Origin of the sequence: Proteiniphilum sp., from assembly GCF_034927365.1 — a bacterium.
GTDB lineage: Bacteria > Bacteroidota > Bacteroidia > Bacteroidales > Dysgonomonadaceae > Proteiniphilum.
Window position 1 is genome coordinate 119,399 of record NZ_JAYFQD010000002.1, and the last position, 16,980, is coordinate 136,378.

Consider the following 16,980-nt stretch of genomic DNA (forward strand, 5'->3'; position numbering starts at 1 on the left):
GGTTACAGCATCTCCTCCTGTTTTTGGAAATCATAGAATGTCTTGCGCATCAGGTCGGCCAGCGACAACTGGTAATTGATATAGGCTCTCAGGTGAGATGTATAGGCATTGTTCAGACGATTTCTCTCCAATGCCAATCCCTGACTGTCGATATCTCCATCTGAAAAACGTTGTCGTGTTATCTCAAAACTTTTTTCTGCCACCAACACGTTCTTTTCCAGCACCTGTAACCGTTTTAAATTGCTGTTGATACTGGCGATCAGATTCTTTACTTCAGTTTCTATCTCTCTTACAACTTCTTCTTTCCGATAGTTGTATTGTTTCAACCTCGACTCGGAAGCCCTTACCAATGCCCTGTTTTCTCCCCAGTCGAGTATAGGGATCGTGATGGTCAGACCAACACCATAGCTGGCATTTCGATCCAACAGGTTACTGTAGGAATTTTTTATAGAAGAAAAAAGACTGATATCATTTCGCTGATCAACTCCGGCCCTCTCAAAATAGGCATCGATGCTTCCCCTGATCATTCCATTTGATTTTTGCTGCTTTATATTCAACTTCTGCAATTCTATCTGAATATCCTGCTCCCGTACTTCCAACCGATTCTTCAATGCCATTTCCACAGCCTTCTCCGGATCCACCACCACAATCTGGTAATCCAATTCGTTATGCAGGGATATACTATCATCCAAGGTCAGACCTAACAGTTCCTTGAATGAGTTTTTAGCGGATATCTCGTTCAAAACAGAGATATCATAATTGTTTTGTGCCTCTGCCAAATCGACTTCCATCTGTAAAGCATCTACTTCCCGGATAAGTCCTGCAGCATATTTGTTCTGTGATATTTCATGCGCTTCCATCTGCCGCTCCAGGTCGAGTTGAGCTATCTCGGTACTTCTCTGCAGCGACAATAAATTATAATAGGCACTACTCACCTGATATACCAGATTCAGTTCCTCCCTTTTATACTGTTTATTAGAACGTTCATAATCCAGTTCTGCCCTCTTGAGAGACGAACGGATACTATTATATGCGTAAAAGGATTGGAGTGGCTGGTTAAATCCTATACGGGAACGGAGACGGGAGGACCTGAAATTGCTATTTAAATTCTCCCCGCTCGATAACATACTCTGAATAAAAATATTACCATCTGTGGGAAGCGGCTGATTGATAGTCAGTACAGTAGAGTAGCCCAGTTCCTTCATAGGGTAATAGAAGGTAATACCTGTTGTGTCTTTCCAGCTCTCAATCGTTTCGGTGTATTGAGGAGCTCCGATAGACATGTCAATATGCGTCTTTAGCCGACTGGTGGCCGATTTCAAATTATATTCGGCAATTTTCAGGTCTTCGCCTAATTTCAACATACTGTAACTTTGAGTTTTAGCTATCTCTATACTTTCTTCCAAAGTAAGTGTATGTACTGACTGGCTATGCAGCAACAGTCCAGAGAAATATAAATATGTACAGATTAAAAACAATTTCTTCATCACATTATATTGATTTGGGATTCTAAATTCAAAATTACCAATTGCACCTATTCACATTAGCACATTGGCATATTGGCACATTAGCATATTAGCACATTGGCATATTAGCACATTGGCATATTGGCACATTAGCATATTGGCACATTAAAGCACTCTTCTCTGAAGGTTCTGCTGATCGGAATGGATCATCCCATCCTTGAGATAGATATTGCGGTGAGCATAATTGGCAATCTCCTGTTCGTGGGTGATCAGGATAATTGTATTGCCCTCCTTATGCAGATCTTCGAACAAGCGCATAATCTCCACGCCGGTCTTCGAATCGAGTGCTCCGGTAGGTTCATCGGCCAACAGTATTCCCGGGTTAGTAACCAATGCCCTGGCAATAGCAACCCTTTGCCGTTGTCCCCCACTCAATTCGGAGGGTTTATGATGTAACCGGTCCGACAGTGTTACTCTCTCCAACGCTCTCAATGCCCTTTCCCTACGCTCAATAGCGGGCACTCCTGCGTAAATCAAAGGCAATTCAACATTCTGAATGGCATTCAACCGGGGTAAGAGATTAAAATTCTGAAAAATAAAACCGATCTCTTTGTTTCTCGTCAGCGACAGGGCATCATCATCCAACGTGCTTACATCAATATTATTCAGATAATAATGGCCACTGGATGCAGTATCCAGACAACCCAGGATATTCATCAACGTCGATTTCCCCGAGCCGGAGGGTCCCATGATAGCCACATATTCATTCTTCTCGATGTTGAGATTGATACCATGTATGACGGGGATTTCAGTCTCTCCAAGGGAATAACTCTTTCTTAGCTCTTTTATTTCTATCAGCATGATGTGCTTCTTTTATTCATAACGAATGGAATCAACCGGCTTTAAGTTCGCAGCATTCTTAGCCGGCAGGTATCCAAAACTAACCCCGACAATCACCGAGAAGGAGAAGGCAATAAAAACGGAATAGGGCCTGATAAAGGTGGTAATGTCTGTAAACAGGGTAACCGACAACGACAAGATGATACCGATCAGTACCCCGATCACCCCGCCGGTAATACTGATTGCCACTGATTCGGTGACAAACTGGCTCATAATATCAATCTTGCGGGCACCGACCGACCGCCGGATCCCGATCTCCCGGGTACGCTCCATAACGGTTGCCAGCATGATATTCATGATACCGATCCCCCCTACCAGCAGTGATATGGCCGCAATCGCGCCCAGAAGGATATTATATATCTGGCGCTCTTTTTCTTCCTGTTTCAACAGTTCATAAGGGATGACGATGCTGTAATCATTATTATTAAAGTGGTGACGTTTCAATATCTCGTCAATAATCCTGGAAGCTTCGATCAGCCTGTCTGAATTATTGATCTGTACAGTGATCTGCTGTATTTCACTGGAGAGGATATTTTCCCGTGTAAACCGATTCAGGAATAACGAAAGTGGCACATAGACATCGGTATTCAGATCTCTTGCCGCCAGCTCGCCGACCGTTTCGGTAAAAAGGCTCTTCGATGCCAGTACCCCGACCACTTCCAACCACTGGTCGTCAATCTTCACCAGTTTCCCGATCGGGTCCTCACCTTTGAAGAATGTGGCGGCAACACCCGCACCCAGGACACAGACCTTCAACCGCTCGTTATAGTGTTTCTCGCTGATGAAATTACCCTGTTGCACCTTATAATTCATCAGGCTGAGAAAATCAGGCGTAATCCCTATAACGGTCGACTTCACCGACTTGTCATTGAATTTTACCTCGGTACTCTTTTCGGCCTGTGCTGCCACCCTTTCCACACCCGGTACTATCTCCCTGATAACATTCGCATCCTGGATAGAAAGTCCCTGGGAAAATTTGGCACGCACCTCTTCCAGTTCCTCATCCGACAGCGATTTATCCCTGACAATGATGTTGTTTACACCCAAATCCTGGTATTTTGCGATAGCCTCCCGTTTCGCTCCTTCACCTATCGATAACATGGTGATTACCGAAGCCACACCAAAAATAATTCCCAACATCGTCAGGAAAGAACGGAATTTATGGTCGACCAGTCCCTGTAACGCCAAACGAATATTTTCTCCGTATTGCATATCCTCTCTTATAAAAATTCACAACTAACTGTCATACCTGGCTTTAGCCTTTCATCCGGCTTTAATATCGTGACTTCCACATCAAAAACCCGTTGACGCGACTTTTGGTCTTTTAACCGGCAAAGTTTCCCGATATAAGCAACTTCACCGTCGAAGACGACTTTAGGCAATGCATCCAGACGCACAGCCACTTTCTGGCCGACCTTCAACTTCAAAAAATCGGTTTCATTCACCTGGGTATTCACTTTCATGAATTCCAACTCAGGTACATTGGCCAGGTTATTACCTGCATAAATATTATCTCCGATCTTGTATAAGCTTCTATTCATTCCCCGATAGTTAAATTCTACCTGGAATACGCCCGACACGGGTGTACGCAAGGTAAGTGTGGGAAGAATTGCTTTGGCGTTCTCTATCTCTTTCCTGATCTGTTCGACCCGGATCTCCTGAATTCTTAAATCTCTCTCTTTGATAATCTTGCTTAACTCATAGATACGTTTTTCTTTCTCGAGACTGATCTCCGCCTGTTCAAACTCCAGTTTTTTGATGTTTCTCAACCGTTCCGATTCAAAACGGGATGCTTCCAGTTCGATCTTCTTCAGGTCGAATGACGACAATTCGTTCTTTATTCTTGATTCGCTCTCCTGCTCTCTGTTTTCCTGTTCCACATATAATTTTTCGAGTACAGCCAGTTGGGTTTCCAGATTACTCTCCTGATCCAGGATAAACTTATTGATTTCTGCGGGATCTAATTGTGCGATTGAATCTCCTCTTTTCACTATCTCCCCATGGTTCAACAAGCCGATAATCTTCATCTGGTACCAATGCCGCCCATATCTCGGTATCACAAAAGAGACAGAATTGATGGCAGCAAGCTCTCCCGTCTCTACAATGGTGCTTCCATCCGATCCCCTTTTTTCAGTACCGTCCATCCCCGGACCCTTGTTGCAGGAAACAGCAAGAAGCAGGTACATCAGCACTAAAAGAGTATATATTATTCTATTTTTCATATATCTTAATTTAGAATCAAGAACCAAGACTGTTAGAATTTTAGATTTTTGATATAGAATTTGGGATTTATCAATATAATTGGCATATTGACACATTAGTACATTGGCACATTAACCAGCCTCCCCACTCTCCGGCTTCTTCTCTTCTGTCTCGACAGCAAACGGATCAACCAGTGCGATCTCGTCCCCTTGTTTTAAACCATCGACGACTACTACATAATCGCTGTTATTCTGTCCGACTTCAATTTCGACCTTATCGTAACCGCTTCCGCTCTTTTTATAGACGAAGCTCTTATCACCTTCAGCTCTCACCGCATCCAAAGGAATATAAAGCACATCATCTATCTGATCGATGATGATCCTGCAACTCACGGTAAGGCCGGGAAGCAGGTTCTTATTCGATTCATTCAGCAATATCTCTACAGGGAATACTTTTATCTTCGACGATCCCTCTTTATTCACCGCCAGGTTCGCGATTGAATTGACCGTCCCCGCGAAGATACTGTCGGAGAACGCATCCGGCTTAACCTCCACACGCAGCCCTTTACTTATTTTAGCGACATCTACCTCATTGATCCTCACCGTTGCCTTTAACACAGACAAGTCGGGGAGTTGGATAAGTGGGAATCCACTCCAGCACTGATCGCCAATCTGAAACTTATTACCGCTACTCCAATTACGTGAAATGATGGCAATTCCGGCAGAGGGGGTGACTACCGACAGCTTATTCAACGTCTCATGCGCCTCTTCGAGTCGTGCCACGAACTGGCTAATGGAGAGGTCTTTCTGTTTCACCTCTTCCTTCTGTATCTTTATCCGGTTATCTATCTGCTCTTTGGCTCTCTCCAAGGCGATATCAGCCTTGTCCAGATTCAACTGGATCTCTTTTTTCCTGATATCCGATTCATATTCTGCCGACTCGAAGCGGATCTTGGATATCTCATGGGAGATCCGCGCCACCTCATACCCGGCTCTTAACTCTTCGAGATCCGATTTTTGCTGGGCAATCATCCTGTCGTACTCGGCTTTGGCAATCTCCAGACTCGACTCCGCCTCGACGATCCCTTTTAATACCTCGGAAGGATCAAATACAATCAGTGTATCACCGGCTTTCACCTCTTCACCATCCTTTACCAGCTCAGTAATCTTCAGGTTACCATATCTCCAGGAGATAAGTGGAGCGACAATATTCATCGATTCCACGGCTTCAATCTCCCCCTCTTCGTACAAATCGAGATAAAGGGTTCCCTTGGCTACTTTCCCTACAGGTACCTGCTGAGTCTCTTTTTTACCACATGCTATAAAAAAGAGTAAACAAAAAAGAAGAAGAAATTGTGTTGTAATTTTATACCCCATCTTAATAGTATTAATTCATACGACCTCTATATAATATACACACTATCGGATTGAATCTGAGAGCACCTTCTTTCCCCTTATGAGTGAAGCAGGCGGCTTAATCAACGAAACGACCTCTCCCTTTCTCAAACCGGCTGTGACAATCGACTCTTTCATTGACGAGGGACCGGTTGAAATTTGACGCATCTCATATTTATCATTATTATTCCTGACATAGACTACTTTCATGGAATCAACCTCATAAATCGCAATTTGAGGAACGACAATCGTATCACTGATATAAATCGATATGATACGGCTCTTTGCCGTGAATCCGGGTTCGGGTAGTTGCAACACGCTATCGATGGATGCCTCCACCTCAAAGAATTTCACCTTTGACTCCCTTGAGCGGGGTTGTCCTACGGGCAATTTCTTGATAATCCTGCCATAACCACTATTTCCCGGCATGGCATCAAAAGTGTAAGCCACAGAATCGGTGTCGCCAATATGTCTGAAGTCGGTTTCGTTGACCGACATTTTTACTTTCACCTGTTCCATCTCAGGGATAGTCACCACTGGCATATTATTCCAGACATTGTCTCCCACTTTAAGTTTTTCACCAGTCATGCGGGAAGTGGGTATAATAGCCAATCCTTTTTTCGAAGCTCTGACGGTCAATTCATCCAGGGTCTTTCCTGCCGATTGCAACCGGTTGGTCAGTTGCTGGATATTGATTTCCATCTTTCTTATTTCGGACTTGTTGATGATATCGAGTGCATCCAGTTTTTGTTGGAGATTTGCTTTCTGGATGTATGCTCTTTCAAGCTCCAACTCTTTGATCCTCTTCTGGATGGGTGTAGCAAATTTAAGTTGAAGCGAATCGAGGTCTGCTATTTCGGTATCGACATCGTTATTCTTCACCTGTGCTTCCAACAGGGCGTATTGCATCTTCAAATCGGCCCTAACCTTGCTCAACTCGGCGATGGCATTCTCCAACTCAATCTTCATGTTATTATAATTGGTCTGTTGCTCATTATCTTCAAGGATACATACAATATCGCCCTCTTCAACGTAGGTACCGTCGTCGATCAGATAAGTGACGATGGCATCCACATTGCCCGGACACAACATGTTCGTGAACCGGATAGGTTCGACAGTACCATCAATTATAATTGAATTTTCAAAGTCGGTATTGGTTATGGTATAGGTAGATATAACTCTCTTATTTCCCAAATTGCATGAAGAGAAACAAAAAAGTAAAGCTAAAATAAATAATATCTTATCTTTTCCTGGAATAATATAGTTAGATCGATAGCGCACTCGCAGTTTTTTAGTCACGCACTTAAAATAAGCGTACCACATAAATAAGCATTAGAACTACCCGTCTATATTCCTTATTTTATAAGAGAATCAAACGAATTACGCAAATATCGTAAGAAAAGAAGATATACCAAAACAATAATATAAAAAAAAACTTAACTTAGCCCTTCGACCTTCCCATCGATGATATCGATTCGTTTAGCCTGCGGATCTGCGGGTAACCCCGGCATGCGCATCATTTCACCTGCAATGGCAACAATAAACTCCGAACCACGGTTAATGACCAGATCATTGATTTTGAATCGAAAGTCTTTGGCAACTCCATACCATTTGGGATCAGCGGAGAAAGAATATTGTGTTTTGGCAATGCAGACCGGCATTTTTTCGAGCGGAGTGCCTCCGATAAGTTTCAATTTCTTCAGCGCTTTTTCGCCCATTACCACATCATGTGCACCATAAATCCGGGTGGCAACTTTGGTGAGTTTGGTCTCTATATCGTCATCATCATCGTAGGTAAAATTCAACTCTCCAGACGGCCTGCTTTCCACAGCATCCACAACCGCTCTGGCTAACTCTATTGCACCGGTGCCTCCGTCGGTAAACGCTTCATTCACGGCGAATGAAACTCCCCGTTCATAACAAAAAGCGCGTACGGTATCGATTTCTTCAGGTGTATCAAAAGCATATTTATTAAATGCCACCACGACCGACTGTCCGAAACCGGCAAGATTATCGAGATGTTTCCCCAAATTTTCCAATCCGTTCCTCAGGCCTTCCATATCGGGCTCTTTGATCAGCTTCTCCGATGTACCACCATGCATCTTCAATCCCTGCGCCGTAGCAACGATAACTGTCAATTTGGGTCGTAAGCCACTCTTACGGCACTTGATATTGAAAAATTTTTCAGCGCCCAGGTCAGCTCCGAAGCCGGCCTCTGTAACCACATACTCACCATACGTCATTGCCATTTTAGTAGCCAGTACCGAATTGCAACCGTGGGCAATATTGGCGAACGGCCCCCCATGGACAAAAGCAGCCGTATTCTCTGTCGTCTGTACCAGATTAGGATGAATAGCATCTTTCATCAGTACGGTGATGGCGCCTGCTACACCCAGGTCTTTCACCGTAAACGGTTCTCCATTAATCCTATATCCCAACAATATGTTCTCAATCCGTCGGCGGAGATCGTTTTCATCTTCTGCAAGACAGAGGATAGCCATCAGTTCCGATGCGGCAGTGATATCGAATCCACCTTCCTGAGGGATACCGTTACCCGGTCCAAGACCCGTTACGATATAGCGTAGGCTGCGGTCGTTCACATCCAACACTCTTTTCCAAAGCACTTCTTTGATTTCCTCTCCGGTACCTTGTACCCGGAAGATATAGTTGTCGAGCAATGCTGAGATAGTATTGTGTGCAGTCGTCACAGCATGGAAGTCGCCAGTAAAATGGAGGTTGATATTCTCCATTGGAAGTACCTGGGCATATCCACCGCCGGCAGCACCGCCCTTCATCCCGAAGACGGGTCCCAGTGATGGTTCTCGCAATGCGACAATCGCATTCTTCCCGATCTTGTTCAATCCAAGGGTCAACCCTATGGAGACCGTCGTCTTACCGATCCCCGCTTTGGTAGCAGTAATAGCCGTCACTAATATCAGATTGCTATGCTCTATTTTTTCCTGGTTGATCAGGTGAAGAGGTATCTTAGCCATATGTCTTCCAAAACCAATCACCTCTTCACGGTCAATCCCTATACTTTCCGCTACATCTTTAATTTTTCTCAAACGAGTCTCCCTCGCAATTTGAATGTCTGATTTCATTTTTTTAGAGATTTATAGAACTAAGAGTATTAGAGCCAGGACTTTTAGACTTTTAGAACCAAGACTTATAGAGCCAAGATTATCAGGATGAAAACTTTGTGAGTAAATTTTTATTCTTGGATTTCTTGACATTTCCTATTCCTATTTCTTATTTCTAACTTCTTATTTAACTATGTCTATTTTCAATTCTAAGTTATATCTTATTATTAATTAGTATTTATCCATATTGGCATATTATTTCAACTTTTCCTCCAACGCCATCAGTTGGTCACGCAATTGTGCCGCCTCCAGGAACTCCAATTTCTTCGCCGCCGCCAACATGGCTTTGCGGGTCTGTTCGATTTTCTTCTTCAGATCGTCTTTCGAAGCATATTCCGGCACCGGTTCGGCGGCCATTGCAGAATAATCTGGCTCCACGTATGCTCTCGCTTCGGAGATCGACGTATATTCTTTGGTGAGAGCCGATGAACGTGCTTTCTTTATTTGTTGTGGCGTGATGCCATGCTCTTCATTATATTTTATCTGCTTTTCCCGTCTGCGGTTGGTTTCCTCAATAGTCATCCGCATACTGTCAGTCATCTTATCGGCATAAAAGATCACCTTTCCATTTACGTTACGAGCCGCACGGCCAGCCGTCTGGGTGAGGGAACGGTGAGAACGGAGAAATCCCTCCTTATCAGCATCAAGTACCGCCACGAGAGATACTTCAGGCAGATCCAACCCTTCCCGTAGCAGGTTCACACCGATCAGTACGTCAAACAACCCGTTACGCAATTCGTCCATGATTTTCACCCTTTCCAACGTCTCCACGTCGGAATGAATATAGTTGCATCGAACACCATTCTTTGTCAGGTAATCGGTCAATTCCTCCGCCATGCGCTTGGTGAGGGTGGTCACCAATACGCGCTCATTAACCTCCACCCGTTGCCGGATCTCTTCCATCAGGTCATCAATCTGGTTCAGGCTGGGACGCACATCTATCGGTGGGTCAAGCAATCCTGTCGGCCGGATCAACTGGTCGACCACGATACCTTCCGACTTCTCCAACTCGTAATCAGCAGGAGTTGCGCTTACAAAAATAATCTCGGAAGCCAGCGACTCGAATTCTTCGAATTTTAACGGTCGGTTATCGATCGCTGCCGGCAACCGGAAGCCGAACTCTACAAGATTGATTTTGCGGGAGTGGTCCCCTCCATACATAGCCCTGATTTGAGGAATAGTAACATGGCTCTCGTCAATAACGGTCAGAAAATCGTCCGGAAAGAAATCAAGCAGGCAGAAAGGGCGTGTGCCGGCGACACGTCCATCGAAATAGCGGGAATAGTTCTCTATCCCGGAGCAATAACCTATCTCCTTGATCATCTCCAGGTCATAAGTCACCCTTTCGTAGAGTCGCTTTGCCTCATAGGGTTTCCCAATTTCCTGAAAGAACTCCACCTGTTTTCCCAGATCGATCTGTAACTCATCAATTGCCCTGTTAATACGCTCCTGGGTGGTGACAAAAAGATTCGCCGGAAAGATGCGGTAAGAATCTAACCGTTCGATGGTGATTCCACTTAATGGATCTACCGACTCGATACTTTCTATATCGTCTCCCCAGAAAATAACGCGAATGATATAATCGTGATATGCCAGGAAGACATCCACCGTATCTCCTTTCACCCGGAAATTTCCCCGGTTGAAATCGGCGGTTTCATTCCTCGAATATAGGCTATTTACTAACAGACGTAAAAACTGGTCGCGCTCCATCACCTGCCCCTCACGGATATCGATGGTAGTCTTATTAAAATCTTCAGGATTACCAATACCATACAGACAGGAAACGGAAGAGACTACAATCACATCATTTCTCCCCGAAAGCAGGGAAGAAGTAGCTGCCAACCGCAACTTCTCGATCTCATCATTGATAGAGAGATCTTTTTCGATATAGGTATCGGTCGTCGGGATATAAGCCTCCGGCTGATAGTAATCATAATAGGAAACAAAATATTCCACCGCGTTATTTGGGAAGAAACTCTTGAACTCGGTATAAAGCTGGGCGGCCAATGTCTTATTGTGGCTTAACACCAGCGTAGGTTTATTTATCTGTGCAATTACATTGGCTACCGTAAAAGTTTTACCTGACCCGGTAACCCCCAACAGAGTCTGATAGGGGATTTTTTGTTGAAGCCCTTCCACGAGTGCCATAATCGCTTCCGGCTGGTCGCCGGTCGGTTTATATGCCGATGTGAGTTGAAAATCCATAGATATGTTTGAACAAACAGATATAAAATTAGTTTTCCGGCTTTCCTGTCTGTATGACATCGGCCATTATCACCATTATGCCACTTAGGGATAGGATTGCGTCTCAGATATACTATCGGTAACGATTGTATCGTTAGGCTGAGGCATGGAAAGCTGTTGATATCTCTGTTGCGCCTCTGCAATATAATCACCGCCAATACTACCATTTTCTGCTTGCTTCATATAATCGGAATAAGCCTCCTGCGTATTCATTTGTAAGGCTCCTATCCAAAGAAGCGAGTCGAGCCTTATTTTCGCCAGCGAAGCGTAAGGAGTGCCGGTATTTCGTTCCAGAAAACCTAGCAACTCTGCGACGTTGTTTGTTTTTTTCATTCTTTCCCATTCCGATATCTCTTCCGATTTCAGTCTGAGAAGGCCAGCCTGCGCTTCGTCGAAATAAGCTCCATGGGGATACGCTTCCATATAGGTAAGATATCCCGCTACCGTATTCGATCTTACCGCTGCATTCCATCCGCTGCGATCCAGATTGGGTTTGCGTATAGTTGAGTTATAGATAAAAAAGGCACCTGTCAGCAGAGCGATCACCAAAAAAAATAGCAGAGGAACAACCATTTTACTTGTCTTCTTTGGCGCCCAAGTTTCCGTTTCTGGCTCGAATTCATCTGCTTCTTCCACTCCTAACCCCGTTTTCACATTACTCTTTTGTGGTTTCCCTCCCAATCGGGCATCCACAAACTTGACACTCGGCCAATCCTTTACCGGTATATCTCCAGCAGCAGGAATTTTTTTGTCTCCCACCTCTTTCGGAATATCCACTTCATATTCATTATGGATCTTCCTGGTACAATCATCACAAAACAGTGCTTCTTCCGGTTTGGTTTTTCCACAAAGGGGACAGAATTGAGACATAGTTTTTTCCAAATCTATTAAAACTTTAATCTACAAATTTACAAGAATTTATTTTGAAATAGCCATAATTCACATATTAAAAACAGGACCATCTTTTCAGATGGCCCCCGTTTCATTTATCCGTACAGATCCGTATTAATCTATGCCCGTGAGATACAACTAAATCTTAGCAGATCATTTATTTTTTCGAAGAGGAAGAATGTATGCTATTTTAAGATCAAGTGCAGGTTTGTATCCTCTACCCTGCATTGCTGAATATTTTTGCTGTAACGGACAAATTATGTACATTTGAAAACAGATTCAATAATTCGAATCATCATATCAACTAATCAATAAATCAACAAAATGTCCTATATAAAAGAACGGATACAATCTTTCGGATATGCCTTCAATGGTTTGTATTCGTTATTCAAAGAGACACCTAATGCGCAGATTCATCTGATAGTAGTAGTTGTCACAATCTCGTTGGGATTTATCTGCGAGATTTCCGGTAATGAATGGCTTGCCCTCATCATTGCCCTCGGCTTCCTTATTTCCATGGAGGCTATGAATACTGCATTGGAGAGGTTATCGGATTATGCCTGCCACAAAGAGATACACCCCGTCATCAAAAAAGTCAAGGATCTCGCCGCCGCAGCCGTCCTGATCGCCGCTTTGAGTGTATTGACGGTAGGGATCATCATCTTTCTACCTAAAATCTTCTGACACTGTATGACTGAATCTTCACTCTCTCCGACAGGAATTTCAACGGACTCCATTCGCGTGCAACTTCTCAGGATCGACCGGAAGAGAAAATTGCTTATCTGCACGACCCTGGAAAATTCAGGGACGGCGCTGATTGCAAGGTACGGTATTTCACCAGAAAACAGCGCTTTTGACAGTTCAGTGGAAAGATTTGAGGAGGGCGCCAATTTAAACTTTATAGACTGTGTGATAGACGGCGATGGTTTTCTAATCCCTAATTATATCATCCTCGAACCCGATTACCTGATCGATGCTTCCGCGATCGCAGAATGTTTTCAGGATTATGCCATATCACCACTCCACTACTTCCGCAACAAATTTGATAAAAAAGAGAACCGCTCCTACCTGCTATTGGGAAATCTGGCAAACTTTTTCCTCGACGAACTGGTATTTGCCCAGAATCCCGAGGAGGTCTCCTTCAGAGATGTATTCATGAGATCATTCAAACAGTCGCCTTTTGAGTATGCCAGTTGTGAGGATATCCGTTCCGAAAGTGATTTCCGGGAATTTATGAATAAGGCCCAAAGCCAGTTTGAGAATATCAAACGGGTAATCAGTGACGACTTCCCGGGAGAGGGAATCGACCTGCATCATTGCACGCTGGAACCATCATTCTATTGTGAGAAGTTCGGTTTTCAGGGGCGACTCGACTTGCTACAACCCCATACAGAAGAGACAGAAGCTCGAATCGTAGAATTGAAATCGGGCAGATTGCCCTTTCCCTCTTTCGACAACAGTAAGATCACGCTCAATCATGAAGTACAGACCGCCGTATATCGGATGATGGTAGAGACTGTCTTCGGGAAAGAGGTACAAGGAATACAAGCCTCCATTCTCTATTCAGCGGGCAGCCGTTCGGGAGAGAACCTTCGGTGTGCAATAGTAAACGGTGAGTTGGAAAAATCTATCCTGAACCTCCGTAACCTGATAGTGGCCAATGAACAGATGTTGATCCGGGGAGATAACAGAGATCCGGAAGCTCTCTTTACTTCCCTGTTCAATTTCCTTCAAACAGAGCAAAAACTCCCTATATTTTTCACCGGAAAAATTGAAAAGATCCGCACTCTACTATCAAAATGCAGTGATTTGGAACGGGATTTCTTCTATCGCTATATCCGGTTTATCTCAAGGGAGTTGTATCACCAAAAAATCGGAGATATTGCCTATGGCACCCCTACCGGTACGGCCGCGCTGTGGAATACCCCTTTCAGCGAACGCGCCGAAGCCTTAGATGTGCTTTTCAACCTCTCTATCCGGACGATCGATGACTCGGGCAATGACATGACAATCCTCTTTACCCGAAATCAGGCAGATAATGATATTGTAAATTTTCGTGAAGGTGAGATATGTATTGTCTACCCGAGGGAAAATGAAAAAGACACGGTCTTGAATCGGCAGATACTGAAAGGATCCATCGTGCAGATTACTACGGAAACAGTAGAAGTGCGTTTTCGCTACAAACAGAAAAACAGGCGTTTCTTCGAAGAAAGTCAGCTTTGGGCCATCGAACACGATTCTATTGACTCTACTTACAACAGTATGTATAAAAGTCTCTATTCCTTTCTAGGAGCTTCTTCGAAAAAGAAAGAGGTCCTGCTGGGATTATTGCCCCCGGAAGTGAACGGCAAGACGCCTTTTGAGTATGAGAATAGAGGCGAAAAAGATAATTACCCTGAAAACATCATCCAAAAAGCGATGAATGCTCAGGACTATTTCCTGATTGTAGGACCACCCGGCACCGGAAAGACATCAATCTTTGCCCGTCGGCTTATCGAAGAGTATCATGCACAACGGGGAAAAAATGTCATGGTACTGGCCTATACCAACCGTGCAGTGGATGAATTGTGTGAAGCCATTAACGCCGCTTTCGGATGTCATAAGGGAGAGTGCGATGAATATATCCGGGTGGGAACGGAACTCTCATGTGCCGAACCTTATCGGCACCGGTTGCTGCAACGGATCTCGGAAAAAGCCAAAGACAGGGAGTCGCTACGGCATAAAATCGACAGGACACGGATCTACATCTCTACCCTCGCCTCCATTAATGGGAGAATGGAACTTTTCAATCTCAAACATTTCCATGTGGCCATCATCGACGAAGCATCACAGATATTAGAACCGCAGATCATTGGCCTCCTGCCCCGTTTCGGCCGTTTCATCATGATTGGTGATCATAATCAACTATCGACTATCGTACTACAGGATCGTCAATTTTCCGAAATCAATGAGCCACCGCTACGTGAAGCAGGCTTTATCGATTGCCGAGACTCGCTCTTTGAGCGGTTGTTGCGTCGTTGCCAGGCGAAGAAATGGCATCATGCCTATACGCAACTGAACCGTCAGGGACGAATGCACAACGATATCGCAGCTTTCCCGGCAACCAGTTTCTACTCCGGACATCTTTTTCCGGCACTTCGTTGGCAATCGGAAAAATGGGAACTTCAAAGCTTCTCAGACAACCTTATAGACCAGTGCGTAGCCATAAAACGTACCACTTTCTTTTCTACCGAAAAGATCAATCACTCCTCACCTTACGACAAGATCAACGAGGCCGAAGCCGATCTTATAGTTACTATTCTGACATCTCTCCAAAGGGTATATGAGGCAAACGGAAAATTATTCGATACGAAAACAATCGGTATTATTGCTCCTTATCGCAATCAGATTGCACTGATCAGACACAAACTGTCGCTATCCGGAATCCCTGACTGGAAAAAAATCATGATCGATACCGTCGAGCGATATCAGGGAAGCCAGCGAGATGTAATCCTGATCTCCTTCTGTGCCAATAAATCCTATCAGATGAATTTTCTCTGTAACCCGAACCACGACGGAACAGTGGACAGGAAACTCAACGTGGCGATCACCCGCGCCAGACAACAACTGTTCCTTGTCGGTAATGGCACTATCCTGCGGGAGTCTCCGATCTATTCCGCCCTGATCAACTTTTATCGGAAGAGAAATAATTATTCGGTAGTTGGGGATGAGTGCACTGTTTAAATGTTTTAGCGTTTAACGATTTAACAATAATAAAAGATGATTAGAAGAACTTTATTTATCTCAACGATGCTTGTCGCATGTGTTGTGACGATTGCCCAAAACAGCATTGTTGTTGCGGAGAGTGAGAAAACATTAAATTCCCAATGGAATGGTAAACGTGTAGCTTATCTGGGAGATTCGATGACGGATCCTGATATCAGAACGACCGACAAGTGGTATTGGCAGTTCCTGAAAGAACTGATGAACATAGACTACACGGTATATGCCAAAAGTGGTTTTCAGTGGGATGGAATGTATGAAAAGGCGAAAGAAGTGATTGCCAAAGAAAAGGACTCTATCGACGCTATTTTTATCTGGGCAGGCACCAATGATTATAACATGAGTACAATCATAGGCGATTTCTTCACCGAGACTATCGAAATAGTGAATTACAACGGGAAGGACACTTACCGGAAACATCGTACACCTATTATGACAAATGCCACCTTCTGCGGACGTATTAACAAGACCCTTTCGTTATTAAAAGAAAATTATCCCGACAAGCAGATCATCATATTGACACCCATACATAGAGGTGATTTCACAGCGGGTAGCACCAACGTGCAACCCAATGAGAATTATGCCAACGGTCTTGGTCTATATCATGAAGCCTATGTCGAAGCATTAAAAAAGGCAGGTACATACTGGTCGGTACCGGTTATTGATTTACACGGATTAACTGGCATTTTCCCCGTTTCCGATGCTTATCTCCCTTATTGTGCAAGTGAAACGGATCGCCTTCATCCCAATACGAAAGGGCATTACAGGATTGCAAAAACAATTCAATACCAGTTACTGGCCTTGCCTGGTGATTTTTAATGCAAATTTTTTGTCCAACTTTTTTTATTGTGACAATTTTTTATACCTTTGCACTCCCATTGTCTTGTGGTGTAACGGTAGCACAACAGATTCTGGTCCTGTTTGTCCAGGTTCGAATCCTGGCAAGACAACTTCAAGGCTTTCCAAACCCGCTCTCAAGGC

At 44.1% G+C, this 16,980-nt stretch carries 12 protein-coding genes and 1 tRNA gene; 4 read left to right on the top strand and 9 right to left on the bottom strand.

From position 1 onward, the window contains the following. Positions 1-2: 2 nt before the first annotated feature. The 9 genes from VB073_RS01080 to VB073_RS01120 all read right to left on the bottom strand — a co-directional run bounded on the left by VB073_RS01080 (position 3) and on the right by VB073_RS01120 (position 12,216). Positions 3-1,487, bottom strand: a complete 1,485-nt coding sequence (locus VB073_RS01080) for a TolC family protein (protein WP_323402290.1) — start codon at positions 1,485-1,487, stop codon at positions 3-5. Between the two features lie 144 nt (positions 1,488-1,631). Further along, complete coding sequence (locus VB073_RS01085; RefSeq protein WP_323402291.1) at positions 1,632-2,327, bottom strand: ABC transporter ATP-binding protein; 696 nt, start codon at positions 2,325-2,327, stop codon at positions 1,632-1,634. Between the two features lie 12 nt (positions 2,328-2,339). After that, the gene (locus tag VB073_RS01090; RefSeq protein ID WP_323402292.1) at positions 2,340-3,578 is read right to left on the bottom strand and encodes an ABC transporter permease; all 1,239 of its coding nucleotides are present in this window, start codon (positions 3,576-3,578) and stop codon (positions 2,340-2,342) included. Between the two features lie 8 nt (positions 3,579-3,586). Beyond that, a complete protein-coding gene (locus VB073_RS01095; RefSeq protein WP_323402293.1) occupies positions 3,587-4,588 on the bottom strand; it encodes an HlyD family secretion protein in 1,002 nt (333 codons plus the stop codon). A 111-nt stretch (positions 4,589-4,699) separates the two neighbouring features. Then, positions 4,700-5,944, bottom strand: coding sequence for an efflux RND transporter periplasmic adaptor subunit (locus tag VB073_RS01100; protein WP_323402294.1), 1,245 nt, complete (start codon positions 5,942-5,944; stop codon positions 4,700-4,702). A 42-nt stretch (positions 5,945-5,986) separates the two neighbouring features. Further along, complete coding sequence (locus tag VB073_RS01105) at positions 5,987-7,156, bottom strand: efflux RND transporter periplasmic adaptor subunit (protein WP_323402295.1); 1,170 nt, start codon at positions 7,154-7,156, stop codon at positions 5,987-5,989. A gap of 242 nt (positions 7,157-7,398) precedes the next feature. Continuing rightward, positions 7,399-9,063 (bottom strand): formate--tetrahydrofolate ligase, encoded by a 1,665-nt coding sequence (locus tag VB073_RS01110; RefSeq protein ID WP_323402296.1) that lies wholly within the window; start codon positions 9,061-9,063, stop codon positions 7,399-7,401. A 234-nt stretch (positions 9,064-9,297) separates the two neighbouring features. Further along, entirely contained in the window at positions 9,298-11,307 is a 2,010-nt protein-coding gene (uvrB, locus tag VB073_RS01115) for an excinuclease ABC subunit UvrB (protein WP_323402297.1), read from the bottom strand. Positions 11,308-11,391: 84 nt separating this feature from the next. Beyond that, positions 11,392-12,216 (bottom strand): hypothetical protein, encoded by an 825-nt coding sequence (locus VB073_RS01120; RefSeq protein WP_323402298.1) that lies wholly within the window; start codon positions 12,214-12,216, stop codon positions 11,392-11,394. A 345-nt stretch (positions 12,217-12,561) separates the two neighbouring features. Here VB073_RS01120 and VB073_RS01125 point away from each other — a divergent pair, with 345 nt between their 5' ends. The 4 genes from VB073_RS01125 (at position 12,562) to VB073_RS01140 (ending at position 16,949) form a co-directional block, all read left to right on the top strand. Then, positions 12,562-12,921 carry a diacylglycerol kinase family protein gene (locus VB073_RS01125; protein ID WP_323402299.1) on the top strand — a complete coding sequence of 120 codons (360 nt, stop codon included), beginning with the start codon at positions 12,562-12,564 and terminating at the stop codon, positions 12,919-12,921. 6 nt (positions 12,922-12,927) lie between these two features. Next, positions 12,928-15,960 (top strand): AAA domain-containing protein, encoded by a 3,033-nt coding sequence (locus VB073_RS01130; RefSeq protein ID WP_323402300.1) that lies wholly within the window; start codon positions 12,928-12,930, stop codon positions 15,958-15,960. 36 nt (positions 15,961-15,996) lie between these two features. After that, complete coding sequence (locus VB073_RS01135) at positions 15,997-16,818, top strand: SGNH/GDSL hydrolase family protein (protein WP_323402301.1); 822 nt, start codon at positions 15,997-15,999, stop codon at positions 16,816-16,818. A 60-nt stretch (positions 16,819-16,878) separates the two neighbouring features. Next, a tRNA-Gln gene (locus VB073_RS01140) sits at positions 16,879-16,949 on the top strand. Positions 16,950-16,980 lie beyond the last annotated feature (31 nt).

Excerpts from the sequence above, each read along its gene's own strand:
- VB073_RS01130 (WP_323402300.1), top strand. The coding sequence starts at position 12,928 with ATGACTGAATCTTCACTCTCTCCGACAGGAATTTCAACGGACTCCATT.
- VB073_RS01095 (WP_323402293.1), bottom strand. The coding sequence starts at position 4,588 with ATGAAAAATAGAATAATATATACTCTTTTAGTGCTGATGTACCTGCTT.
- VB073_RS01110 (WP_323402296.1), bottom strand. The coding sequence starts at position 9,063 with ATGAAATCAGACATTCAAATTGCGAGGGAGACTCGTTTGAGAAAAATT.
- VB073_RS01125 (WP_323402299.1), top strand. The coding sequence starts at position 12,562 with ATGTCCTATATAAAAGAACGGATACAATCTTTCGGATATGCCTTCAAT.
- VB073_RS01100 (WP_323402294.1), bottom strand. The coding sequence starts at position 5,944 with ATGGGGTATAAAATTACAACACAATTTCTTCTTCTTTTTTGTTTACTC.
- VB073_RS01085 (WP_323402291.1), bottom strand. The coding sequence starts at position 2,327 with ATGCTGATAGAAATAAAAGAGCTAAGAAAGAGTTATTCCCTTGGAGAG.
- VB073_RS01120 (WP_323402298.1), bottom strand. The coding sequence starts at position 12,216 with ATGTCTCAATTCTGTCCCCTTTGTGGAAAAACCAAACCGGAAGAAGCA.
- VB073_RS01135 (WP_323402301.1), top strand. The coding sequence starts at position 15,997 with ATGATTAGAAGAACTTTATTTATCTCAACGATGCTTGTCGCATGTGTT.
- uvrB (WP_323402297.1), bottom strand. The coding sequence starts at position 11,307 with ATGGATTTTCAACTCACATCGGCATATAAACCGACCGGCGACCAGCCG.
- VB073_RS01080 (WP_323402290.1), bottom strand. The coding sequence starts at position 1,487 with ATGAAGAAATTGTTTTTAATCTGTACATATTTATATTTCTCTGGACTG.
- VB073_RS01090 (WP_323402292.1), bottom strand. The coding sequence starts at position 3,578 with ATGCAATACGGAGAAAATATTCGTTTGGCGTTACAGGGACTGGTCGAC.